Origin of the sequence: Microbacterium sp. CFBP 8794 (assembly GCF_014841235.1) — a bacterium.
In the GTDB taxonomy this organism is placed as follows: Bacteria; Actinomycetota; Actinomycetes; order Actinomycetales; family Microbacteriaceae; genus Microbacterium.
In genome coordinates, this window is record NZ_JACYTT010000004.1 from 465,786 (window position 1) to 489,170 (window position 23,385).

Annotated in this window: 23 protein-coding genes and 1 tRNA gene; 8 read left to right on the forward strand and 16 right to left on the reverse strand. The window is 70.4% G+C overall.

What is annotated here, in order from left to right; translation table 11 throughout:
• Positions 1-345: 345 nt before the first annotated feature.
• The gene (locus IFU19_RS13095) at positions 346-747 is read right to left on the reverse strand and encodes a hypothetical protein (protein ID WP_192014307.1); all 402 of its coding nucleotides are present in this window, start codon (positions 745-747) and stop codon (positions 346-348) included.
• Between the two features lie 103 nt (positions 748-850).
• On the opposite strand from IFU19_RS13095, the gene IFU19_RS13100 reads away from it, so the two are divergent.
• From IFU19_RS13100 to IFU19_RS13115, 4 genes are all read left to right on the forward strand, one after another.
• Positions 851-1,531, forward strand: a complete 681-nt coding sequence (locus IFU19_RS13100; RefSeq protein ID WP_191915952.1) for a YqaJ viral recombinase family protein — start codon at positions 851-853, stop codon at positions 1,529-1,531.
• A 95-nt stretch (positions 1,532-1,626) separates the two neighbouring features.
• Positions 1,627-3,324: an MDR family MFS transporter gene (locus IFU19_RS13105; RefSeq protein ID WP_191915951.1), complete on the forward strand. Its 1,698-nt coding sequence runs from the start codon at positions 1,627-1,629 to the stop codon at positions 3,322-3,324.
• A 4-nt stretch (positions 3,325-3,328) separates the two neighbouring features.
• Entirely contained in the window at positions 3,329-3,793 is a 465-nt protein-coding gene (locus IFU19_RS13110; RefSeq protein ID WP_055939427.1) for a MarR family winged helix-turn-helix transcriptional regulator, read from the forward strand.
• Positions 3,794-3,905: 112 nt separating this feature from the next.
• The gene (locus IFU19_RS13115; RefSeq protein WP_055838820.1) at positions 3,906-4,925 is read left to right on the forward strand and encodes an NADP-dependent oxidoreductase; all 1,020 of its coding nucleotides are present in this window, start codon (positions 3,906-3,908) and stop codon (positions 4,923-4,925) included.
• Positions 4,926-4,927: 2 nt separating this feature from the next.
• Here IFU19_RS13115 and IFU19_RS13120 read toward each other — a convergent pair whose 3' ends face one another.
• The gene (locus IFU19_RS13120; protein WP_055838823.1) at positions 4,928-5,815 is read right to left on the reverse strand and encodes a LysR family transcriptional regulator ArgP; all 888 of its coding nucleotides are present in this window, start codon (positions 5,813-5,815) and stop codon (positions 4,928-4,930) included.
• Positions 5,816-5,884: 69 nt separating this feature from the next.
• Here IFU19_RS13120 and IFU19_RS13125 point away from each other — a divergent pair, with 69 nt between their 5' ends.
• Positions 5,885-6,550 carry a LysE family transporter gene (locus IFU19_RS13125; RefSeq protein WP_191915948.1) on the forward strand — a complete coding sequence of 222 codons (666 nt, stop codon included), beginning with the start codon at positions 5,885-5,887 and terminating at the stop codon, positions 6,548-6,550.
• A 47-nt stretch (positions 6,551-6,597) separates the two neighbouring features.
• Positions 6,598-6,873, forward strand: a complete 276-nt coding sequence (locus tag IFU19_RS13130) for an acylphosphatase (RefSeq protein WP_191915947.1) — start codon at positions 6,598-6,600, stop codon at positions 6,871-6,873.
• On the opposite strand, the gene IFU19_RS13135 is transcribed toward IFU19_RS13130, so the two are convergent.
• The 6 genes from IFU19_RS13135 to rplK all read right to left on the reverse strand — a co-directional run bounded on the left by IFU19_RS13135 (position 6,870) and on the right by rplK (position 11,630).
• Complete coding sequence (locus IFU19_RS13135) at positions 6,870-7,913, reverse strand: NAD(P)H-dependent flavin oxidoreductase (protein WP_055838831.1); 1,044 nt, start codon at positions 7,911-7,913, stop codon at positions 6,870-6,872. The genes IFU19_RS13130 and IFU19_RS13135 overlap by 4 nt on opposite strands.
• Before the next feature lie 9 nt (positions 7,914-7,922).
• Positions 7,923-8,732 carry an amino acid ABC transporter ATP-binding protein gene (locus IFU19_RS13140; RefSeq protein ID WP_274604690.1) on the reverse strand — a complete coding sequence of 270 codons (810 nt, stop codon included), beginning with the start codon at positions 8,730-8,732 and terminating at the stop codon, positions 7,923-7,925.
• Entirely contained in the window at positions 8,719-9,384 is a 666-nt protein-coding gene (locus tag IFU19_RS13145) for an amino acid ABC transporter permease (RefSeq protein ID WP_192014309.1), read from the reverse strand. The genes IFU19_RS13140 and IFU19_RS13145 overlap by 14 nt, the downstream gene beginning before the upstream one ends.
• Positions 9,385-9,513: 129 nt before the next feature.
• A complete protein-coding gene (locus IFU19_RS13150; RefSeq protein ID WP_192014311.1) occupies positions 9,514-10,320 on the reverse strand; it encodes an amino acid ABC transporter substrate-binding protein in 807 nt (268 codons plus the stop codon).
• A 174-nt stretch (positions 10,321-10,494) separates the two neighbouring features.
• Positions 10,495-11,187, reverse strand: coding sequence for a 50S ribosomal protein L1 (gene rplA / locus IFU19_RS13155; RefSeq protein ID WP_055838843.1), 693 nt, complete (start codon positions 11,185-11,187; stop codon positions 10,495-10,497).
• 11 nt (positions 11,188-11,198) lie between these two features.
• Entirely contained in the window at positions 11,199-11,630 is a 432-nt protein-coding gene (gene rplK / locus IFU19_RS13160) for a 50S ribosomal protein L11 (RefSeq protein ID WP_055838847.1), read from the reverse strand.
• 465 nt (positions 11,631-12,095) lie between these two features.
• Between rplK and IFU19_RS13165 the strand changes: the two genes are divergently transcribed.
• Positions 12,096-13,055 (forward strand): hypothetical protein, encoded by a 960-nt coding sequence (locus IFU19_RS13165; RefSeq protein ID WP_192014313.1) that lies wholly within the window; start codon positions 12,096-12,098, stop codon positions 13,053-13,055.
• Positions 13,056-13,212: 157 nt separating this feature from the next.
• Here IFU19_RS13165 and nusG read toward each other — a convergent pair whose 3' ends face one another.
• The 8 genes from nusG to gabT form a co-directional block, all read right to left on the reverse strand.
• Positions 13,213-14,349, reverse strand: a complete 1,137-nt coding sequence (gene nusG / locus IFU19_RS13170; RefSeq protein WP_055838853.1) for a transcription termination/antitermination protein NusG — start codon at positions 14,347-14,349, stop codon at positions 13,213-13,215.
• Positions 14,350-14,409: 60 nt separating this feature from the next.
• Entirely contained in the window at positions 14,410-14,685 is a 276-nt protein-coding gene (gene secE / locus IFU19_RS13175) for a preprotein translocase subunit SecE (protein WP_055838856.1), read from the reverse strand.
• A 42-nt stretch (positions 14,686-14,727) separates the two neighbouring features.
• Positions 14,728-14,800, reverse strand: a tRNA-Trp gene (locus IFU19_RS13180).
• 170 nt (positions 14,801-14,970) lie between these two features.
• A complete protein-coding gene (locus IFU19_RS13185) occupies positions 14,971-16,332 on the reverse strand; it encodes an NAD-dependent succinate-semialdehyde dehydrogenase (protein ID WP_192014315.1) in 1,362 nt (453 codons plus the stop codon).
• Between the two features lie 22 nt (positions 16,333-16,354).
• Positions 16,355-17,914, reverse strand: coding sequence for an APC family permease (locus IFU19_RS13190; protein ID WP_055838862.1), 1,560 nt, complete (start codon positions 17,912-17,914; stop codon positions 16,355-16,357).
• Positions 17,911-18,783, reverse strand: a complete 873-nt coding sequence (locus IFU19_RS13195; RefSeq protein ID WP_055838865.1) for a universal stress protein — start codon at positions 18,781-18,783, stop codon at positions 17,911-17,913. The genes IFU19_RS13190 and IFU19_RS13195 overlap by 4 nt, the downstream gene beginning before the upstream one ends.
• A complete protein-coding gene (locus IFU19_RS13200) occupies positions 18,780-20,240 on the reverse strand; it encodes a flavin monoamine oxidase family protein (RefSeq protein ID WP_192014317.1) in 1,461 nt (486 codons plus the stop codon). Before IFU19_RS13200 ends, IFU19_RS13195 begins: the two co-directional genes overlap by 4 nt.
• Positions 20,241-20,336: 96 nt before the next feature.
• A complete protein-coding gene (gene gabT, locus IFU19_RS13205) occupies positions 20,337-21,686 on the reverse strand; it encodes a 4-aminobutyrate--2-oxoglutarate transaminase (protein WP_191915941.1) in 1,350 nt (449 codons plus the stop codon).
• A 92-nt stretch (positions 21,687-21,778) separates the two neighbouring features.
• Here gabT and IFU19_RS13210 point away from each other — a divergent pair, with 92 nt between their 5' ends.
• On the forward strand, positions 21,779-23,314 hold the full coding sequence (locus IFU19_RS13210) for a PucR family transcriptional regulator (protein ID WP_192014320.1): 1,536 nt from the start codon (positions 21,779-21,781) through the stop codon (positions 23,312-23,314).
• Positions 23,315-23,385: the final 71 nt, after the last annotated feature.

Sequence of the window (23,385 nt, forward strand, 5' to 3'; positions counted from 1 at the left end):
CTCGATTCGTGACCACGCGCCGCCGGTGCCGGCCTTCCTCAGCTCCGATTCGGACACACCGCGCTCGCGTAGTTCCGATCTGGAGAAGAGCGACCGCCGAGCGAGTTCGATCGGTGATTCCGCCTGCATGCGTCCACACTGCCGACTCCGGCATCCGGGCGTCGGCGTCTTTCCACAGGCGCGCGCGGGAGGAGGCCCACCGACCTCACGAGGACGCACTCGATCGACGATGACGCATCGCATGAGCAACGATCGAGTGCGTCCTCGGCGATCGTGTGCGTCCCCACCGAACCACCACCCGCGCGCCCGTTCCCCCGCAGCCGCGGCAGGCCGGACTCCCCCGCGTCAGGACACGCGCGGTTCGGGCAGCAGGGCCCGGGTCATGCGCACGATGCGCGAGGGCGTGCGGGCGCCGAGCCAGACGGTGCACACCGGGTCGTCTCCGCAGGCCCACTCGGCGCACCAGGCGTGGATCGCCTGCGCGAGACGCTCTCCGCGCGGCCGCAGCCGATTCTCGAGCGAGCGGTCGAGCCAACTCACCCGCCCGTCGCGGGCGTCGATGACGCCCACCTGATCCGACCCGCACACCTCGACCAGCACCGTCAGGTGCGCGGCGGGCGAGAGGGCGGCGGCGATACGCCGCATCTCGGGGAGGTTCCGGGCGTCACCACCGAGCAGCACAGCACCCTCGAGATCACACCAGCGGCCCCCGTCGGGGCGGCGCAGCGAAACGGCATCCGAACTCATGACGATCAACTTAGGTCACCCTTACTTCGAGGACAAGACCCCGGATGCCGACGCGCCGGGGTTCGCATCCGATCCACGGGCGCGCGGGGTTAGGGTCGAACGCATGTCCCCCGAGCTCGTCGCCTCTCGTAGCGCCGACCTCGACGCCCGCATCGTCGCCGATTCGCGGGATCGGGTCGCCTGGATCCGGGCCCGCTCGCGCGGGATCACGGCCACCGACGTCGCCACGTTGACGAGCCACAACGCCATCTCGCGTGCCGCGGATGCCAAGCTCATGGGCTCGAACTTCTCGGGCAACGCCTTCACTGCGCACGGCCGTCGGCGCGAACCCGAGATCGCCGCGTGGGTCGCGGCGACCCACGGCATCCGCCCTTCGTCGGCGCTGTATCACGCGGTCGTCGAGAAGCGTCACCTGGCCACCCCCGACGGCGTCGTCGTCGACGGCGAGGGGCGCATCATGCTCGCCGAGATCAAGACGACGAACAAGGCGTGGCGCTCGATCCCCCGTACGTACATGCGCCAGATCTGGTGGCAGCAGCACGTGCTCGGCGCGGAACGCACGCTCGTCGCCTGGGAGCAGCACGACGCTTTCGTCCCCGTCGGCGACGAGCCGCGCTGCCAGTGGATCGACCGCGACGAACGCGAGATCGCGAAGCTCGTGGGCCTGGCGACCTCGCTCATCGACGAGCTCTATCACCGCACCATGCAGACGCGTCAGCCGCGCCCCGAACCCGTGCGGACGGAACCGACCGAGAGGTACCGCGCCCTGGCGCTCCTCGATTAATAGTTGACGCAAGTCAAGCATCAGGCGTATCGTTGACGTTAGTCAACTAACGCGCCATCGTCGTCGCGGCATCCGTCCCCTCCGTGGAGTTCCGCATGACCACCTCCCCCACCACAGACACGCCCGCCCAGCGGCGCGTGCTCCCCGCCCTCATCGGGCTGCTGCTCGGCACCTTCGTGTCGATGCTCGCCTCGACCGTCGTCTCGACGTCGCTGCCGGTCATCGTGCACGACCTGTCGGGCGACCAGAACGCCTACACCTGGGTCATCACCGCGACCCTGCTCACCACCGCGATCTCGACCCCCATCTGGGGCAAGCTCGCCGACCTGTTCAACCGCAAGCTGCTCATCCAGATCGCCATCGCGATCTTCGTGCTCGCCACGGCCGCCGCCGGCTTCGCGCAGGACACGAACATGCTGATCGCCTTCCGCGCCGTGCAGGGCCTGGGTGCCGGCGGTCTCGCCGCCCTCAGCCAGGTCATCATGGCCGACATCATCAGCCCGCGCGAGCGCGGGCGGTACATGGGCCTGTTCGGCGCCGTCATGGCCGTGGCCACGGTCGGCGGCCCGCTGCTCGGCGGCGTCATCACCGACGCCTTCGGCTGGCGCTGGAACTTCTTCGTCGCCCTGCCCTTCGCCGTCGTGGCCCTGCTCATCCAGCAGCGCACCCTGCACCTGCCGGCGCGAGCGAAGCGCAAGGTGAAGATCGACTACCTGGGCATCGTGCTGCTCTCGACCGCGGTCTCGCTCATCCTCATCTGGGTGACCAACGCCGGAAAGACCTTCGACTGGGCCAGCGTCGAGACCGCCGTGATGGTCGGTGGAGCCGTGCTCGCCGCCGTCCTGTTCGTGGTCGTCGAACTGCGCTCCTCCGAGCCGCTCGTGCCGCTCACCCTGTTCCGCGACGCCACCTTCACCCTGGCGACGATCGCGTCGATCGCGACGGGGCTGGCGATGTTCGGCACCTCCGTCTTCCTGAGCCAGTACATGCAGATGGCGCGGGGCGCCACACCCACCCAGGCCGGCGTCATGACCATCCCGATGATCGCGGGCCTGCTGATCTCGTCGATCGTCGTGGGCGCGCTCATCTCGCGTCACGGGCACTGGAAGCCGTTCCTCATTGCCGGCGGCGTGCTGCTGATCGCCGGATCGTTCCTGCTGTCGACGATCCACTACGACACGAACTTCGCGCTGGTCTCGGTCTACATGGCCCTGCTCGGCGCCGGTGTCGGCATGACGATGCAGAACCTCGTGCTCATCGTGCAGAACACGGCCAACCCCACCCAGATGGGCGCGGCGAGTTCGGGCGTGACGTTCTTCCGCAGCCTCGGCGGCACCATCGGCGTGTCGGTCATGGGCGCCGCCCTCGCCAGCATGGCGGCGAGCCTGTTCACCGACCGAGCCGACGAGCTGAAGACCGCGATCATGGGTCTCGGCGCCGACGGCGCCGCGGTGGCCCAGTCCCTGCAGTCGGGCACCATCCCACAGGTGTCGGCCCTCCCCGACACCGTCCGGGTCATCGTCGAGGACATCTACGCGCAGTCGATCGCGCACTCGTTCCTCATCGCCGTTCCGGTGGCCGTGGTGAGCCTCATCGCCATCCTGTTCCTCCCCAACCGGCCCCTCACCCGCATGACGACGACCGAGCGCGTCGCCGCGAGCGAGGCCGACTTCGCCACCGTCTCGGTTCCCGCCGGCATGGCGACGCTCGCCGCGACGGGATCCATCACGACCCCGGATGCCGCTGCCTCGCGCCGCGCACGCCGTGGCGCCGAGATGGGAGAGGATGACTGACGTGATGAGCGAATCGAACGATGACCGCCGCGAGGCCGTCCAGGCCCTGGAGTCGTCGTTCTCGGAGCTCATGACCGTGTTCCGCCGCTTCGTCTCCGAAGCGGCGGAACGCGTGAGTCCCGGGATGCTCCCGGCCACCTTCAAGGCCCTCTCCGTCGTCAGCAGGTTCGGCCCGCTCACGCTCTCGGCTCTCGCCGAACGGCTCTCGGCCGACAAGGGCTTCCTCAGCCGATCGATCAGCGAGCTGGAAGAGCTGGGCCTGGTGACCCGCACACCCGATCCGAACGATCGCCGCTCGCGCCTCATCGCGGTGACCGAGGTCGGGCACGCGCGGCTCGCCGACGCCCGCGCCCCGCACGAGAGTCGCCTGTTCGAGGCGATGGCCGATTGGTCGGTGGCCGACATCCGCCACCTGTCGACCCTTCTGCACGCGCTCGCGGTCGGCGAGTCCCCCGCACAGGATCGCTAGCCTTCGCGACACGGTGACCCGGGTGTAACACCGCGGAGACAATGGCGCGCTTGACTGGTCGCGTCGCGGCGGAGTCGCCGTGCATGCGACCGCACGCGAGAGAGAGCGCCCGATGAGATCCCGATCGACGCGTCCCGAGACCGCCATCGAACCCGCGCCGGCGGTCCCCGAGACGATGCGGGCGGCGGTGTTCGACGCTCCGGGCCCGGCAGACGTGCTGCACCTCGCCGACGTCGCCGTGCCCTCTCCCGTGCTGAGCGAGGTGCTGGTGCGGGTCGTGGCCGCCGGCATCAACCCGATCGACGCCAAGACCCGCGCCGGACGCGGCCTGTCGGGCGCGATCGACTCCTGGCCGGCTGTGCTGGGGCTCGACGTCAGCGGGGTGGTGGTACGCGCGCCGTTCGACGCGCACCCGTTCCCCGTCGGCACCGAGGTCTACGGCATGGCCGCCGCCCCCCGCACCCCGGGGGCGTACGCCGAGTACGTCGTCGTGCCCACCCTGTCGCTGGCGCGCAAGCCCGCCGATCTCTCGCACGTCGAGGCCGCGGGCGTGCCCGTCGCCGCCCTGACCGCGTGGGGCCTGGTCGTCGAGACCGCGCTCGCCCACCAGGGCCAGCGCATCCTCGTGCACGCCGGCAGCGGAGGGGTGGGGCACTTCGCGGTGCAGTTCGCCGCGTACTTCGGCGCGCACGTCATCGCGACGGGCTCCGGCCGCAACCTCGAGTGGCTCCGCGAGCTCGGCGCCGCCGAGGTGGTCGATTACACCTCGACCCGCTTCGAAGACGTCGTCTCGCCGGTCGATGTCGTGATCGACCTCATCGGCAACGTCGCCGACGACACCGGCACGCGCTCACTCGAGGTGCTGCGCCCCGGTGGACTGCTGATCGAGGTGCCCACCGGAGCCTGGCCGGGCTTCCGCGAGGCGGCCTCGGCCCGCGGCATCCGATCGACCGACTACAAGACCATCCCCGACGGCGCCGCCCTCGCCACCATCGGCCGCCTGCTCGACTCGGGCGCCGTCCGCGTGTTCATCGACCGGGTCTTCGACCTCGACGATGTCGCCGCCGCGCACACGGAGCTCGAACGCGGGCACACCCGCGGCAAGATCGTGCTGCACGTCAGCGACGACTGAGCTCACCCCGCCGCCAGCACGCGCCGTCCCTCGGCCACGACCTCGTCGGCCACGTCGTCGAGCAGGTCGGAGGTGAGGTTCCACTGCTGCCAGTACAGCGGCACGTCGAGGGGGTCGTCGCCGAGGGGCACGAGCGATCCGTCGGCCAACCCCGCCGCCGACTGGAAGCTCGGCAGCAACCCCCACCCGAGCCCCAGCTCGACCGCGGTGGCGAAGTCCTGCGATGCCGGAACCCGATGCCGCGGGGGCGCTGCCGCCGCCACGCCCCGGCGCGCCAGCCACTGCGTCTGCAGGTCGTCGCGACGGTCGAAGTCGACGACGGGCGCCGCGGCGAGAGCCCCGGCATCCACACCCTCGGGGAACCAGCGGCGCGAGAACCCCGCCGTCGCCACCGCCTCGTACCGCAGCACACCGAGAGGTCGTACCCGACACCCGGCGAGCGGGGTCTCACGCGACGTGACCGCCGCCATGACCGTGCCCGACTCGAGCAGGCCCACCGTGAAGTCCTGGTCGTCGCGGTGCAGGTCGAACACCACCGCGCGTCGCTCGGCCACCCGGGCCAGCGGCGGCAGGAACCACGTGCCCATCGAGTCGGCGTTCACCGCCAGGGGAAGGGATGCCACGACACCGCCCTCCGCACCGATCGCCGCCAGAGCGTCGTGCTCGAGCAGCGCGAGTTGGCGTGCGAGGCGCACGACGGCGTCGCCCGCCTCGGTCGTGCGCACCGGCTTGGATCGCACCAGAACGACGCGTCCGAGCTGGTCTTCGAGGGCCCGCACGCGCTGACTCACCGCGGAGGGGGTCACGTGCAGACGCCGTGCCGCGGCATCGAGGGTCCCCTCCTCGACGACGACGGCGAGGGTGCGAGCGAGATCGAGTGGAATTGACATGAAGCGAGGCTAATGGTCCATCAGAATCTTGAGCTGGTCTTCTCGAGAACGTCGCCTTAGCGTCGAGACGTGCTCACCCCCCTCCTCGCCGGCCTCGGCCTCGGCCTCTCACTCATCGTCGCCATCGGGGCGCAGAACCTCTTCGTGCTGCGCCAGGGCGTCCGGCGCGAACATCTGCTCGCGGTGGTCGCGGTGTGCGCGGTATCGGATGCCGTGCTGATCCTGCTCGGCGTCTCCGGCGTCGGACTCGTGCTGCAGGCGGTCCCCTGGCTCATCGTCGTCGTGCGGTGGGCGGGCGCGGCGTTCCTCGTCGGTTACGGCCTGCTGGCAGCCCGGCGGGCGCTGCGTCCGAGCGGCGAGACCCTGCGCGTCGACGCCGCCCCGGCGGCATCCGCTTCGCCCGCCGAGACCGGGCGCACGACCGTGACGGCCCGTCCCGCACGCACGACGCTCGCCGCGACCGTGCTCACCTGCCTCGCCCTCACCTGGCTCAATCCGCACGTCTACCTCGACACGGTGTTCTTGCTCGGCTCGGTCGCGACCACGCACGGCGACGGGCGGTGGGCGTTCGCGCTCGGCGCGTGCCTCGCCAGCCTCGCGTGGTTCTCGCTCCTCGGCTTCGGGGCGCGGTACCTCGGTCGGTGGCTCGACACGCCCCGCGCCTGGCGCATCCTCGACGCGATCATCGCGGTCGTGATGTTCGCCATCGCGGTCTCGCTCGTGCTGCCGCACTGAGCCGGCGCGCGTGGACCGACGGGCACCGCGTGCACGAGAATGGCCCGATGCGAACGGTGACGATCAGGGTGCACGGCCGCGTGCAGGGTGTCGGCTTCCGCTACGCGCTGCAGGCCGAGGCCGAGCGGCTCGGGGCCCGCGGCTGGGTGCGCAACCGCCGCGACGATTCGGTCGAAGCCCTCGTCGAGGGTGACGACGCGACGGTCGACGCCGTCCTGGCGTGGGCCCAGGCGGGTCCCCCGTCGGCCCGCGTCGACGGGGTCGACGTGCACGAGGGCGGCGGCGCGGCTCCGCGCGGGTTCGAGATCCGCGCGACGGCTTAGACCGGCACGCCCGCCCGCAGCTCCGCCAGCACGTCGGCGGCGTCGTCGAGACGCGCGAGGCCCGCGGCCTGTCCCGCCCACAGCGACACCAGGTCGGCGTCTCCCGACGCCGTGGCCGCCGCGCGGAACGCACCGGTGAGCCAGTTCTGCGCGGGGAACGGGGCGATCATGCCGCCGGCCTCGAGCTCGCGCATCGCCCGGTTCGGGATGCCGCGCGCCAGTCGCCCGCTCATCGCCCGCGTCAGCACCGTGTCGGTGTCGGCCGCGGCGGCGATCGCCGCGCGGTGCCCCGCGGTCGCGGCGGACTGCCTCGTGCGCAGGAATGCCGTGCCGACCTGCACGCCGTCGGCCCCCAGCGCGAACGCCGCGGCGACTCCGCGGCGATCGGCCACACCGCCCGCCGCGATGACGGGGACACTCACCGCGTCGACGACCTGCGGCACCAGCGCGAACGTGCCCACGAGCGAGTGGGCCGGGTCGGCGAGGAACGACACACGGTGCCCCGCGGCCTCGGCCCCCGTCGCGACGACGGCATCGACCCCCGCATCCCCGAGCGCCACCGCCTCGGCGACCGAGGTGGCGGTGCCGATCACGCGGATGCCGAGAGCTCGCGCGCGGGCGAGGGTCTCGGCATCCGGGACCCCGTACACGACGCTCAGCACATCGGGGCGCGCATCGAAGACGGCCTCGAGCTGGTCGGCGATCGGCGTGAGGTACGCGGCGGGAACGACGGGCGGGGCGATGCCCGCGGCGGCGAAGAGCTGCTCGGCGGCCCGCAGGAACGGTGCGACGTCGACGTCGGTCGGAGTCACCTCGTCGCCGCGCGGCAGCCACAGGTTCACCGCCACGGGACGCGGCGTGGCAGCCCGAAGGGCGGCGATCGTGTCGCGGATGCGCTCGGGCGTGTATCCGTAGAGGCCGAACGAGCCGAGACCTCCCCCGTCGCTGACCGCCGCCGTCAACGCGATCGACGACAGCCCGCCGAAGGGGCCGAGAACGACGGGCGAATCGATGCCGAGCAGGTTCTCGAGGCGGCGCATGGATCCACGCTACTCCGGGAGTTCGGACGCCCCGGTCGGATCGGGGCCGTCGAGGGGGTGCAGCAGGCGGTTCAGGAAGCGACGCGTGCGCTCCTTCTTCGGCGCGCGGAGCAGATCCGCGGGGGCGCCCCGCTCCACGATCACCCCTTCGTCGAAGAACAGGACCTCGTCGGCGACCTCGCGGGCGAAACCGAGCTCGTGCGTGACGATGACCATCGTCCAGCCCTCGTTCGCGAGTTCCCGCAGCACCGTCAGCACCTCGCCGACGAGTTCGGGGTCGAGAGCGCTCGTCGGCTCGTCGAAGAGCAGCAGCTGCGGTTGCAGCGCCAGGGCCCGGACGATGCCGACGCGCTGCTGCTGGCCGCCCGAGAGTTCCGACGGGTAGGCGTCGCGCTTCTCGGCGAGGCCGACACGGGCCAAGAGCGTCTCGGCGCGGGCGATCGCGTCGGCCTTCGGCACGCCGTGCGCCTGGATGGGCCCCTCGGTGACGTTCTGCAGCACCGTGAGGTGCGGAAAGAGGTTGTGGTGTTGGAACACCATCGCCGATCGGTCGCGCAGAGCCGTGCGATCGGCCTTCGACACCTTGGGCGCCGAGAAATCGACGACCGGACCGCCGTCGAACGCCACCACTCCGGCATCCGGGGTCTCGAGACCGTTCAGGCAGCGCAGTACCGTCGTCTTGCCCGACCCCGAGGGACCGATCAGCACCAGCACGTCACCGCGCCGCACCGACAGGTCGACGCCTTCGAGAACGCGGTTGTCGCCGAAGCTCTTCTCGAGACCCGTGACCTGCAACAACGGGGCGTCAGTGGGCGACATGGCGGTCCAATCTCTTCTCGAGAGCGTTCTGCCCGAACGACAGCACCAGGCAGAACAGCCAGTAGATGAGCGCGGCCTCGAGGTACACCGCCATGAATTCGTACGAGAACGCGGCGATGTTCTGGGCCTGGCGGAACAGCTCCGACACGAGGATGAGCGACGCCAGCGAGCTGTCCTTCACGAGCGAGATGAACGTGTTCGACAGCGGAGGGACCGACACCCGCGCGGCCTGCGGGAGGATGATGCGGGTCAGCGTCTTTCGGTGCGAGAGGCCGACGGTGTGCGCCGCCTCCCACTGCCCTCGCGGGACCGACAGGATCGCGGCGCGGATCACCTCGGCCGCGTAGCCGCCGACGTTCAGCGAGAAGGCGATGACGGCCGCGGGGAACGGGTCGATGACGACACCGATCGCGGGGAGGCCGTAGAAGATCACGAACAGCTGCACCAGCAGCGGCGTGCCGCGGATGACCGAGATGTAGAACCGCGCGAAGCCCGAGAACGCGACGTTGCGCGACAGACGCAGCAACGCCATCGCGAGTGCCAGAGCGAGCCCGATCGCGAACGAGGCCAGCGACAGGGGGATGGTGCCCGTGAGGCCCGCCAGCAGCATGGGCCAGAACGAGTCGAGCATCAGCGTCCAGATGTCGTTCATGGGCCTCCTTTCTCCGGTGGGCTCGGGGCCCGACTCCTCGCGCGCGCGTTCGCACACGCCGACGCGGACCGTCCGCCTCCCACGCTAGAGGGGGAAGGCGGACGATCCGCGGGGGTTTACAGCCGGGTGTTACTGGGTGACGTCGGCGCCGAAGTACTTCTGGCTGATCTCGGCGAGCGTGCCGTCGGCGCGCAGCTCCTCGAGGGCGCCGTCGACGGCCTCGGCGAGCGTGTCCTGACCCTTCTTGAACGCGAAGGCGCTCTCGGAGGTGTCGTCGGTCTCGGCGGCGATCTTCAGGCCCGTCGGGCTGTTGGTCTTCTCGTAGTCGAGGTAGGTCAGCTGGTCGTTGATCGTGGCCTCGACGCGACCCTGCTTCAGCAGCGCGACGGCCTGCGCCCAGCCCTCGACGGCCTCGACCTGCGCGCCGCTGTCGGTGGCGAGCTCGTACCAGTTGCTCGTGAGCGACTGGGCGGTGGTCTTGCCCGAGAGGTCGGCGAAGCTCGAGATCGCGCTGTCGTCCTCGTTCGTGACAATCACGCCACGCGACACCGTGTAAGGCGCGCTGAAGGTGTACTTCTCCTGGCGCTCGGGGTTGATCGACACCTGGTTGGCGATGACGTCGAAACGACCGGCATCCAGGCCCGCGAAGATCGCGTCCCACTGGGTCTCTTGAAACTTGACCTGCAGACCCAGCTTGTCGGCGACGGCCTTCGCGATCTCGACGTCGAAACCGGTCAGCTCGCCCGCGCCCTCGTGGAACGAGAACGGGCGGTAGGTGCCCTCGGTGGCGACGGTGAGGGTGCCGTCCGAGATGAGGCCGAGATCGGCTCCCGCTCCGGGCGTGGCCTCGGACGACGCACCGCCGCTGCAGGCGGTCAGCGCGAGGGCGCTGAGGCCCAGGGTGGCGGCGAGGACGGTCAAACGACGACGGGGCATAGCTGTTCCTGACATGGGTGATGTGGGGACAAGTGATGGGGGGAGGGCGCGGTGAGCGCCCCCCAGCACAACACGTTCACCCGCAGGACTCTTCCCGGATGACGCCGTGTTGCACGTCCGTGCACGCGAAAGCCCCGCCGGCACGAGGCGCAGCGGGGCTTTCGGTGACGGATGTCAGGCGAGGACGTTGACGTCCAGCGGGATGCCGGGGCCGAACGTGGTCGACACCGCACCCTTCTGGATGTAACGGCCCTTCGAGCTCGACGGCTTGAGGCGGACGATCTCCTCGAGCGCGGCGGCGATGTTCTCGTCGAGCTGCTCGGCCGAGAACGACGCCTTGCCGACGACGAAGTGCACGTTGGCGTGCTTGTCGACGCGGAACTCGATCTTTCCGCCCTTGATCTCCTCGACGGCCTTGGCCGGGTTGGGGGTCACGGTGCCGGTCTTGGGGTTCGGCATGAGGCCGCGGGGTCCGAGGACCTTACCGAGGCGTCCGACCTGGCCCATGAGCTCGGGCGTGGCGACGGCCGCGTCGAACGACGTGTAGCCGGCGGCGACCTTCTCGATGAGCTCGGTGCCACCGACCTCGTCGGCACCGGCGGCGAGAGCCGCTTCGGCCGCGGGGCCGTTGGCGAAGACGATGACGCGCGCGGTCTTACCCGTGCCGTGGGGCAGGATGACCGTGCCGCGGACCATCTGGTCTGCCTTACGGGGGTCGACCGAGAGCTTCAGCGCGACCTCGACGGTCGAGTCGAACTTCTTCGAGCCGGTCTCCTTCGCGAGGGCGACGGCCTCGGTCGGGGTGTAGAACGTGTCGGCCGCGATCTTCTCAGCAGCGGCGCGGAATGCCTTGGACTTGGTAGCCATTGTTATCTCCCTCAGTCCTCGACCGTGATGCCCATGGAACGGGCGGTGCCGGCGATGATCTTCGAGGCGGCCTCGATGTCGTTCGCGTTCAGGTCGGGCTGCTTCGTGGTGGCGATCTCGCGAACCTGGTCCTTGGTGAGCTTGCCCACCTTGACCGTGTGAGGCGTCGACGAGCCCTTGGCCAGGCCGGCCGCCTTCTTGATGAGCTCCGCCGCGGGCGGGGTCTTCAGGACGAACGTGAAGCTGCGGTCTTCGTAGACCGTGATCTCAACGGGGATGACGTTGCCGCGCTGGGCTTCGGTCGCCGCGTTGTAGGCCTTGCAGAACTCCATGATGTTGACGCCGTGCTGACCGAGCGCCGGACCGATGGGCGGCGCGGGGTTGGCCGCGCCCGCCTTGATCTGGAGCTTGATCAGGCCGGTCACCTTTTTCTTGGGTGCCATATCCTTTTCCTCTCTCGAGCGGGGGCCTCGCGGCTCCCTCTCTCCCGCGCATCCGGCGGTTCCGGACAGCGGTCATCGTCGTGCTGACGCACGAGCAACCTTCTCATCATACGCCATGGCGCCGGCATCCCGCGTCTTCTCCTCGCCCGCGCGGTCGCCCGCGCGGTCGCCCTCCAGCCGCGTCTCGCGGGTCGCCGCTCGCCGCGGTTTCGGTCGCCCCGCCGGCGCGATTGCGCCGTCCGCTCGGCGCCCCGCCCCGCCTCGCCTCGCCCCGCCGCACCGCACCGCACCGCACCGCACCGCACCGCACCGCACCGCACCGCACCGCACCGCATAAACGCTCATCCTGCGCATAAACGCGAAGGCCGCGTGTTTACGCGCAGGATCGGCGTTTATGCATCGGGAGGGGCGGCAGTTGTCCACAGGCCGCACACGACCTGCCGGCCGACCTGCCACCCTCGCCGAATGGATGCCATCCCCCGATCGCTGCGTGAATCGCCGGTGCACCTCTTCCGTGCGTCGAGCCTGCTGGGCACCGCCCCGTATCCGTCGCGTGATGCGAGCCTCTACAAAGTACGGCCCGGCGTCTACGCCGCCCGGGACGCGTGGAACGTGCTCGCCCCCTGGGACCGGTACCTCGCCCGCGTGCACGCCTTCGCGCTCGTTCGCGCCGATGCCGTGTTCTCGCACGAGTCGGCCGCATCGCTGCTCGGGCTGCCGACGTTCGGCCACCCTCGCAACATCCACATCTTCGACACGCGGCGTTCCCGTTCGGTGGCGTACGGCGATGTCACCGCGCACACGAGCGCCGACGCGCGATCGGTGCAGCGGGTCGGCGGCATCCATCTCACGACCGTCGAAGACCTGGTCGTCGATCTCGCGCGCGTTCTGCCGCCGGCGTTCGGCCTCGCCGTCGCGGATGCGGCCCTCCGCGACTCCTCGCTCTCGCGCGACGAGGTGATCGATCACGCCGCGGCGCAACGGAACACGTTCCGGATGAAGCGCGTGGAATGGGTGCTGACTCGGGCCACCCCGCTCTCGGAGTCCGCGGGAGAATCCCTGAGCCGAGCGGTCATCGAGTGGTGCGGATTCCCCGCGCCGACGCTCCAGATGACGCATCGTCTCGAGGGGCGGACGTATCGCTCGGACTTCAGTTGGCCGGAGCAGAAGGTCATCGGCGAATCAGATGGGTGGCTCAAGTACGGCGGCGACGATCCCGTCGCGGCCGCCGAGGCCGTTCGCGCCGAGAAGCGCCGCGAAGACAGCTTTCGGCGTGCCGGTTGGCGTGTCGCCCGGTGGGATTACGCGGGGGCGCTCGGCGCAGACGGACTACGCGCGGCTCTCGCCGCTGCCGGGCTCGCGCCGTCGCGCCGCGCCGACCCCGCTGCCCTGGCGTCGGTGGGGCGAAACCCGCGCTCGCGGTGATCCTCCTCCGGGCATAAACGCCGATCGTGCGCATAAACGGTCAGGCAGCGCGTTTATGCGCACGATCGGCGTTTATGCGAGGGGGGCGACGGTGCGCGGAACGACGAACGCCCCGCCGGCCGGAGCCGAGCGGGGCGTTCGTGCGACGCCGGAGGCGTCAGAGCATCTTGGTGACCTGGTCGAACGACAGCTCGACCGGGGTCTCGCGCTCGAAGAGCGACACGAGCACGGTGAGCTTGCCACTCTCGGGCTTGATCTCGCTGATCGTGCCGGGTAGGCCCGCGAACGAGCCTTCCTTGATCGTGATGGTCTCGCCGGTCTCGAAGTCGACCTCGGCGGGGATGACGCGCGCCGTGGTGGGCGAACCCTTGGCGGCACCCGACTTCGAGGGAGCGGCTTCCTTGACCTCGACGAGGCTCTTCAGCATGTTGAAGGCCTCTTCGAAACGCAGCGGGGTCGGGTTGTGGGCGTTGCCCACGAAGCCGGTGACACCGGGCGTGTGACGCACGACCGACCAGGTGTCTTCGTTGAGGTCCATGCGCACCAGCACGTAGCCGGGGATGCGCACGCGCGTGACCATCTTGCGCTGGCCGTTCTTGATCTCGACGACGTCCTCCATGGGGACCTCGACCTGGTAGATGTCGTCCTCGACCTCGAGCGTCGACTTGCGCTGCTCGATGTTGGCCTTCACCTTGCGCTCGAACCCGGCGTAGGAGTGGATGACGAACCACTTGCCGGGGAGCGAGCGGAGCTCGGCGCGGAAAGCGTCGTACGGGTCGACGTCGTCGTCTTCGGCGTCGGCGTCATCGAGATCGATGGGGGCCTCGGCGGCGTCGGCGGGCGACTCGGAGGCCTCGACCTCGTCGACCACACCGGCGGCGGTGGCGACCTCGTCGACAAAGTCTTCGTCGAGCACGGGGGCGTCGGGCTCGCCGTTGACGTCGGGACCGTCGTAGGGGGTGACCTCGTCGGCAGCCTCGGCGGCCTCTTCGGCCTGCTCCTCGGCGAGAGCGTCGTTGAGCACCTCGGCTGCGGCCTCGGCCTCGCTGGTCTCGTCGATCTCGAGAGCGTCGTTCACGATCGCGTCCGCCTCCGGGTCGGTGATGTCGATGTCGCCGAGGTCGGCGTCATCGGTGTCGGTCTCGTCGTCGACGATGTGGATGGCAGCGTGCTCGGCCGAGTCGGAGGCGTGCTCCTGCGAGGCCAGCACGTTGCCCTCCTGGGCTTCGTCATCCTCGCTCGACTGCTCGGCCGCGGTGGCCCAATCGGCGTCGTCGACATATCTTTCAGACACTGTGATCTCTTCCGTTCAGAGGCGGCCGCTCTTGGCGCCGCGCGTCCGCCCAGACGCCGGTCAGGCGCCGGCGGTACCGGGGACGCCGAAGACGGCGGTGGTGATCCACACGAACAGCACGTCGAGGCCGTAGACGATCGCCATCATGACGACGACGAACCCGAGGACGACGGCGGTGAACTTGAGCAGTTCCTGCCGCGTCGGGGTGACGACCTTGCGGAGTTCCGCGAAGACCTGACGGATGAAGAGAGCGATCCGCGCGAAGAAGTTGAGCTTCTTCTCGCGGGGCGCGCCGCGATCAGCGACGACTTCGCCCTTCGTCTCGTCCTGCGTCATCGAACCACCTAGGTCTCTGTCTGTGCCAGCGTGCGCTGTGCGCAGGGCGGACAGGAATCGAACCTGCAACCTGCGGTTTTGGAGACCGCTGCTCTGCCAATTGAGCTACCGCCCTAAGATCCCGAGGGATCCAGGATTCGAAACCGACATGCGAACGCCTGGAATCTCTCGGGGAGGATGCCGAGTGCCCGGGGGCACGGCGAAAGAATGCAGATTTCGACTGCACTCCCCAGTCTATGTCATGTCCCCCGACGAGGCGAACCGGGCCGGGGGACGCGACATCGGTCAGGCCGTGCGGATGAGCTTCTTGTTCACGAACTCGTCGGCCGCGAGAAGGCCCATCTCGCGGGAGGTGCCGCTGCGCTTCACGCCGCCGAACGGCAGCTCCGGCGAGTCGGCGAGCACGACGTTGACGTAGACCATTCCGGCCTCGATCTGATCGGCGATGCGCTGGGCCTGCTCGGCATCCGTGGTGAACACGTACGAGCCCAGGCCGTATCCGGTGTCGTTGGCGATCGCCACGGCCTCGTCTTCGCCCGAGACCCGGTAGACGGTGCCGACGGGTCCGAAGAACTCCTCGCCGTAGGCGTCCATCTCGGGCGTCACACCGGTGAGGACGGTGCCCGGGTAGAAGGCACCGTCGCGGGTGCCGCCGACCTCGACGGTCGCGCCCTGGGCGATCGCTCGCTGCACCTGCTCGTCGAGGCGTTCCGCCGCGGCCAGCGACGACAGCGGACCGAGCACGGTGTCGTCGGCGAACGGGTCGCCGACCTTGGCCTCGCCGAGCGCAGCCGAGAACTTCTCGACGAACGCGTCGTACAGGTCGTCGACGACGAGGAACCGCTTCGCTCCGTTGCACGACTGCCCATTGTTGTCGAGGCGCGCGTCGACCGCGGCCTGCACGGCGGCGTCGAGGTCGTCGGTGGAGAGCAGGATGAACGGGTCGGAGCCACCGAGCTCGAGCGCGACCTTCTTGAGGTGGCGGCCGGCCAGCTCGGCCACGGCCGAGCCCGCGCGCTCGGAGCCCGTCACCGACACTCCCTGCACGCGACGGTCGGCGATGATCGTCGCCGCCTGGTCGTTGGTCGCGCGGATGTTGACGTAGGCGCCCTCGGGGAAGGCCGCGTCGGTGTAGATCGACTGCAGGGCTTCGGCCGACTCGGGGCACTGGGGAGCGTGCTTGAGCAGGATGGTGTTCCCGACCGCGAGGTTCGGGGCGGCGAAACGGGCGACCTGGTAGTACGGGAAGTTCCACGGCATGATGCCGAGCAGCACGCCGAGACCCGAGCGCCGGATGACCGCGGAACCCTCGCCGAGGATGTCGATGGGGGTGTCGCCGGTGATCTTGTCGATGTTGTCGGCGTAGTACTCGGTGATGTCGGCCGCGAAGTCGACCTCGCCGAGCGCCGCCTCGAGGGGCTTGCCCATCTCGCGCACGATGATCGCGGCGAGGTCGTCGCGGCGGTCGCGGTGCAGCTGCGCCGCGCGGCGAAGGGCCTCGGCGCGCTCGGCCGGGGCCGTGCGCGACCACGCGCGGTAACCGTCGTGGGCGGAGGCGATCGCGCTCTGCACTCCTTCGTCGGACAGCGTGTCGTACTCGGCGAGGGTCTCACCGGTGGCGGGATTGACGACGGCGTAGTCGCTCATGGTGCTCCTTTTCGTTTCGTTGTCAGGACGTGCGGCGACGGCGGGCGCTGGCGGGCGCCTCGCGTCCCAGGGTCTCACCGCGGAAGAAGGCGGGGCTGGCGATGCGCTGGGCGATCATCAGAACCACGCCGACCACGATGATCACGACGGTGATGACGAAGACCAGTCCGACGCCGGCGATCTGCGAGCCCGAGCCGTAGTCGGGGCTCGCACTGTCGATGAGGGTCGTGACGAACAGCACCGCGAGGATTCCCCCGCCCACGAGCGGGGCCAGCAGCGTCAGCAGGACGTTGCGCACCGAGTCGAACCACTGCTTGCGGAAGTACCAGACGCACGCGAAGGCGGTGAGCCCGTAATAGAAGCAGATCATCGCGCCGAGGGCCGTGATGGTGTCGGTCAGCACGTTCTCGCTGAGCACGCGCATGATCGCGTAGAACGCCGAGGCGACGACCGCCGAGACGATCGTGGCGTAGCCCGGGGTGAAGAACCGCGGGCTCACCTTCGCGAACTTCTTCGGCAAAGCGTCGTAGTGCGCCATGGCCAGCAGGGTCCGCGCGGGCCCCACGAAGGTGGCCTGGAGCGAGGATGCCGAGCTGGTGAGGACCGCGAGAGACACGAGGAACGCGAGGGGCCCGAGGATGGGTCCCGACAGGTGGAAGAAGACGTTCTCCTGGATGTCGGGGTTGCCCAAGCCCAGCTCCCCCGTGCCGTTTCCCGCGAACATCAGCAGGGCGACGGCGATGACCAGGTACAGCGCCACGATGAGGAAGACCGTGACGGTGGCGGCGCGGCCCGGGGTGCGGTCGGGGTCCTTCGTCTCTTCGTTCATGGTGAGGATGACGTCCCATCCCCAGAAGATGAAGATCGACAGCGACAGACCGGCGGCGAAGGCGCTGAACGAGGGCACCTCGAAGGGGTTGAACCACGACAGCTGCACGGGGCTGGGGTCGACGGCGTTGCCGTTCATCGTCTCCACGACCGCCGCGCCCGCGAAGACGAGCAGCACGAGGATCTGGAAGCCGACGAGGCCGTACTGCAGGCGCTGGGTGGTCTGCAGGTCGCGGTACGACACCACCGTGGCCAGGAACATGAACACCAGGCACACCGCGATGTTGATCGGGACGACGCGGGTGAGCTCCGCGATCTCGGCGTTGCCGCTGAGCTGCGCGATCAGCAGGAAGAGGAAGTCCACCGCGATGCCGGCGAGGTTGGAGAGCACGATGACGGTGGCGGCCACCAGACCCCACCCGGCCATCCAGCCCACCCAGGGGCCGAAGGCCCGCGCCGCCCAGGTGAACGAGGTGCCGGCATCCGGCATCCGGGAATTCAGTTCGCGGTAGCCCAGGGCCACCAGCAGCATCGGGATGAAGCCGACGAGGATGATCGCGGGAACCTGGAACCCGACCGCCGAGACCGTCGGACCGAGTGCCCCGGTGAGCGTGTACGCCGGGGCGATGGTGGAGATGCCGATGACGACGGCGCCGATCATCCCGATCGAGCCGACGCGCAGGCCCTTGTTGGAGATGCCGGTGGTGACGGGGCTGTCGGGTGCAGGGCTCGCGCCGTTGCGAGAGGTGGTCATGAGGCCTCCGAGGTGCGGGGCACCACGATCATGGGAACGGGAAGGGCCCGCAGGATGCGTCCTGCGGTGGAGCCGAGGAACAGGCGCCGGGGCTGGGCGAGCCGGCTGGAACCGACCAGGGCGATCTCGCCCGGCATCCACTCGATGCGTCCGACGGCGTCTTCGATGTCGGAGCCGGCGCCCACCACCGCGTGAGCCTCGATCTCGGGCGGGAGCGCGGCGCGAACGGTCTCGAGCACCTCCTCGGCGTGGGCCTGTCCGGTCAGACGGGTCAGCCCGGCGTCGACGCGGGCGGGGAGGTCGACGCCCGCGAGCGAGAGCAGCCGGAGCGGTGCCTGCGCGCGGGCCGACAGCGATGCCGAGGACTCGAGCAGCACGTCGGCACCCGGCCGCGTGCCGATCGCCGCGGTGATGCGCGGAAGACCCGCGTCGACGGCGATGTCGCGCGCGCCCTCGGGGGCCAGGGCCACCGGGACGGGAGCGGCGTGCACGAGCTCTTCGGCGGTGGTGCCGAGGCGGTGCCGACCGCGTGGTCCCCCACCTCCGGTGCCGACGACGATGAGGCCCGCGTCGAACTCCTCGGCGGCGGCGACGAGTCCGGCTGCCACCCCGTGCGCGGGACGCACGTGGCCCCGGATGCCGGATCCCCCGACCCGCGCGAGACCGTCGCGCAGCCAGCCGCGTGCCGTGTCGGCGACGAGCCGGTCGTAACCGGCGTCGGCGGGGATCGAGACGTTGTTCTCGGCCGCGGGCAGCACGATCACCGCGTGGACGGGCGCGTCGAGGGCGTTCCCGAGCCGCGCCGCGAGGGCGAGGGCGTCGGCACCCGCCTCGGTGGCGGTGTAGCCGACGACGATCGCGGAACTCATCCGCGCGTCCGCTCGAGGATCTCCTGCGCCGCGCGGTGACCCTGGCGGATCGCGCCGTCGACGTGCTGGTAGCCCGCGCCGGCCATGTCGCTGCACGCGACGTGGATCGCGCCGACGGGCTCCCGCAGGTCGGCGCCGTAGCGGTGGAGACCGCCGAGGTCGAAGCTCGCGGCGTAGGCGCCGCGCGTCCACTCCTCGGTGCCCCAGTCGCTCTCGTAGTAGACGACCGTGTTCTTCGCCTCGGGCCCGTAGTAGTGCGAGAGCGACTCAAGGATGCGCTCCTTGCGCTCCTCGGCGCTCAGACGGAACAGGTCGTCGGCGTTCTGGTCGGACACGAAGCCCACCAGCGTGCCGCGCTCGTCACCGTGGTTGGTGTTGTCGTAGGCCTCGTGCACCAGCTCGTAGGGGCTGAAGGCGGTGCCCGACTGACCCTGCGCGCGCCAGAACGGCGTCTCGTAGACGGCGTGCACCTTGATGACGAAGCCCATCGAGATGTGCTGGTGCATCTGGTGCTGGAGCCGGGGCAGGGGCGGCTCGAACGAGATGCGGGGGTAGAGCACGGGCGCGAGCGCCAGGATGGCGAAGCGAGCGCGCACGGTGAGGCCGTCGGCGATGACGGTGACTCCCGCGGCGGAGGCCTTCGCGGCCTCGACGCGAGCGGTCAGAGCGCGCAGCTCGTCGACCCGCTGCCCCGTCGCCGAGTCCGCAGCGCGGTCGGGCGTGGCCGAATCGGCACCCCAGATGATGCGGCGCACCGGCTGGTTGAGGAAGACGTCGTCGCCGAGACGCTCGGCGAGCAGTTCGGGCACCGCCTGCAGGCCACCGGCGACGCGCTTGTCGAGGATGAAGTCGGCGTCGACGAGGTTCGAGTACGAGCCCGCCGATGCCGCCATGAGCAGCGACTGCAGCAGCGAGAAGGTGTGGGTCGGCTTGGTGAGCATCGCCGAGCCGGTGGCGAAGGCGAGGTTGCGGACGGCCTCGTCGTCGTCGGTCTGCTGACGCAGCCATGCGTCCCACGAGACCGTGTCCCACTCGGCGGCGTTCGGGTGCTCCCAGGGACGGTCGGGGTCGATCTCGGCGACCATGGCGTCCAGGCGCACGGTGATCTCGTCGATGATCTTCTCGGTCGAGGCGGCCACCGGGAACATCTCGCCGGTGAAGCGCTTCGCTTCGCCGTCGGCTCCGACGTACACGCTGTCGCCCTCGCGGTAGCGGCTGTAGGTCGTGAGCCCTAGCTCCTCGACGGTGTCGATGAGCGCCTGCTGGTCGGGCGAGACCCACTGACCGCCGAGCTCGAGCATCGCGCCCTCGACCACGTCGGTCCACAGTCGCCCGCCCACGCGGTCGCGCGCCTCGAGGACGGCGACCGAGAGGCCGGCCTTGCGCAGGTCGTTGGCGGCGGTGAGACCGGCGGCGCCGGCTCCGATGACGACGACGTCTCGGGTGATCTCGTCCATGGAAGCTTCCTTACTTGTCGTTCGCTCGGGAATGTCGTGGGTGGTCCCGACGGCGGCGGGTGTGCGCATGCTTCTCCGCCACCGCCGGGACGAGTGTCAGTTGCGCGACAGGGCGGCCGCGACGACGTCGAGGCCCTCGTTCAGCAGCTCGTCGCCGATCGACAGCGGCGGCAGGAACCGGATGACGTTCCCGTAAGTACCGCACGTGAGCACGATCACTCCCTCGGCGATCGCGGCCTTCGCCACGGCCGAGGTGAGGGCGGCGTCGGGGGCTCCGGTGGTGGGGTCGACGAACTCGGCCGCGATCATCGCGCCGTGGCCGCGTACGTCGCCGACACGCGGGTCGTTCGCCTGCAGCTCGTGCAGACGGCGCGTGAGCAGCTCGCCGATCTGCTGCGCGCGCTCGAGGAACCCCTCGTTCTCGAAGGCGTCGATGGAGGCCAGGGCCGCGGCGCAGGCGATCGGGTTGCCGCCGTAGGTGCCTCCGAGACCGCCCGTGTGGGTGGCATCCATGATCTCGGCGCGACCGGTGACGGCCGCCAGCGGCAGCCCGCCGGCAATGCCCTTGGCGGTGGTGACGAGGTCGGGGACGATGCCGAACAGCTCGCTCGCGAACATCGCGCCGGTGCGGGCGAAGCCCGACTGCACCTCGTCGGCGATGAAGACGACGCCGTTGTCGCGGCACCAGTCGACGATCGCGTTGAGGAATCCGTCGGCGGGGACGATGAAGCCGCCCTCGCCCTGGATGGGCTCGATGATGACGGCGGCGAGATTCTCGGCGCCGACCTGCTTCTCGATGAGCGAGATGGCCTTGGCCGCGGCCTCGGGGCCCGTCAATCCGTCGCGGAAGGGGTACGACAGGGGCGCGCGGTAGACCTCGGCGGCGAAGGGGCCGAAGCCGCTCTTGTACGGCATGTTCTTGGCCGTGAGCGCCATCGTGAGGTTGGTGCGGCCGTGGTACGCGTGATCGAAGGCGACCACGGCCTGGCGGCCGGTGTGCTTGCGCGCGATCTTGACCGCGTTCTCGACGGCCTCGGCGCCCGAGTTGAACAGCGCGCTCTTCTTCTCGTGGTCACCGGGGGTGAGACGGTTGAGCGCCTCGGCGACGGCGACGTACGAGTCGTACGGCGACACCATGAAGCACGTGTGGGTGAAGGCGGCGACCTGATCCTGGACGGCCTTGACGACGGCGGGGTGGGCGTTGCCGACGCTCGTGACCGCGATGCCCGCACCGAGGTCGATGAGCGAGTTGCCGTCGGCGTCGACGACGACTCCGCCGCCCGCGGCGACCGCGTGGATGGGGACGGTGTGGCCGACACCGGATGCCACGGCCGCGGCCTTGCGGTCGAGGAGCTCCTGCGAGCGGGGGCCGGGGATGGCGGTGACGAGGCGGCGCTCCTGGACGAGGGACGGACCGCCGACGGTGGGGAGGGTGTCGAGGCTCATGGCGGCGATGCTACGGACGCGGCGTCTCGGCCCGCACTCTCCCCCCTGTACAGTCGCAGGCACTGTCGTATACGTCTTGTACAGGAGGACTCATGGTCGACACCGCCGTCGCCCCACCGAGCCTGCGCGCCCTCCTGGCTCGAGCCGACCTGGGCCTGGGCCTGATCGTCGACGAGGCCGCCCTTCCCGCCGGCAGCGTGGACCGCCCCGTGCGATGGGTGCACTCCAGCGACCTCGCCGATCCCACTCCGTTCCTCAGCGAGGGGCTGGTGCTGCTGACCACCGGCACCCAGTTCGCCGACGCGACCCCCGCCGACTACGAGGCCTACGTCGGGCGGCTGCTCGCCCGCGGGGTGCGGGCGCTGGGATTCGGCACCGAGGTCGTGCGCGACGGCATCCCCGCGGGGCTGACCGCCGCCTGCCTGGCCGCGGGGATGCCCCTGTTCGAGGTGCCCTACCGCACGCCGTTCATCGCCGTGGCCCGCGCCGGAGCGGAGGCGATCGCCGCCGACGCCTACGCCCGCCGCAGCTGGTCGCTCGCCGCCCAGCGGGCCGTCTCGCTGGCGGCACTGCGCCCCGACGGTCTGGCCGCCACCCTCGCCGAGCTCTCGCGACAGCTCGACTGCTGGGTCGGCCTCTTCGACGCGGCCGGGGCCGTGCGCACCGAGTACCCCGTTGACGCCCTCGCCCCTGCGGCGCTCGACGCGGTGACGGCGGAGGTGACGACGATGCTGCACCGCGGCACGCGCGCCGCGTCGACCCTGCGGATCGACGGGACCGCGGTGAGCCTGCAGACCCTCGGCCGAGGCGGGCATCTGCGCGGCGCTCTCGCGATCGCCGCCGACGACCTCGACCACGAGGCCCGCAGCGTGGTGACGGCCGTGGTGGCGATGGCCGCCCTCGTCCTCGAGCAGCAGGATGGGCTGGGCCGCGCGATCGGCACCTTCCGCGCGGGACTCGTGCAGTCGCTGTGCACCGACGACCCCGCTCTCGCCCGCCGCGCGTCGCGGGATCTGTTCGGCCCCCTTCCCACGGCCCCCGTGGTGGTGGCGCTCACCCCCGCCTCGGCCGCGCGCTCCGGTGCGCTGGCCGAGTGGCTCGAGATGCGTGCGTCGGAACGGCGGGGGGAGCTGTTCTTCGGCCGGGGCGACGACGGGTTCGTCGTGGTCGTGCCCGCCGCGGCTCGAGGACTGCTCGACGAGATCTCGGACCGCTTCGAGATCGTCGTCGGATGCTCCGCCCCGACCGGGTACGAGGCGTTCTCGAGCGCTCTCGCGCAGGCTCGGACCGCGCGCGACCGGCTCTCGACGCCCGGGGTCGCCGACTTCGCCGACACGGCGCGGGCGGGACTTCTCGCCGCGCTCGGCTCCGAAGCCGCCCGGAGCATCGCCGCGGGGGTGCTGACCCCCCTGCGTGCGCACGACGAGGCGCAGGGCTCGGCGCTGCTCGAGACCGTCGACGCCTGGCTCACCCACGACTGCTCGCACGAGGCGACCGCCCAGGCTCTCGGCATCCATCGCCACACCGTGCGCGCGCGCATCGCTCAGGCCGAACGGGTGCTCGGGCGCGACCTGTCGTCGTTCGCGGCGCGGGCGGAGACCTGGACGGCGTTGCGTCTGGCCGAGTAGCGGCGCCGACGGCCGGTACACCGGCGCCCGGATCGCGGGGTCTCGTCGGCCGGACGAATGCCCCGCACCGG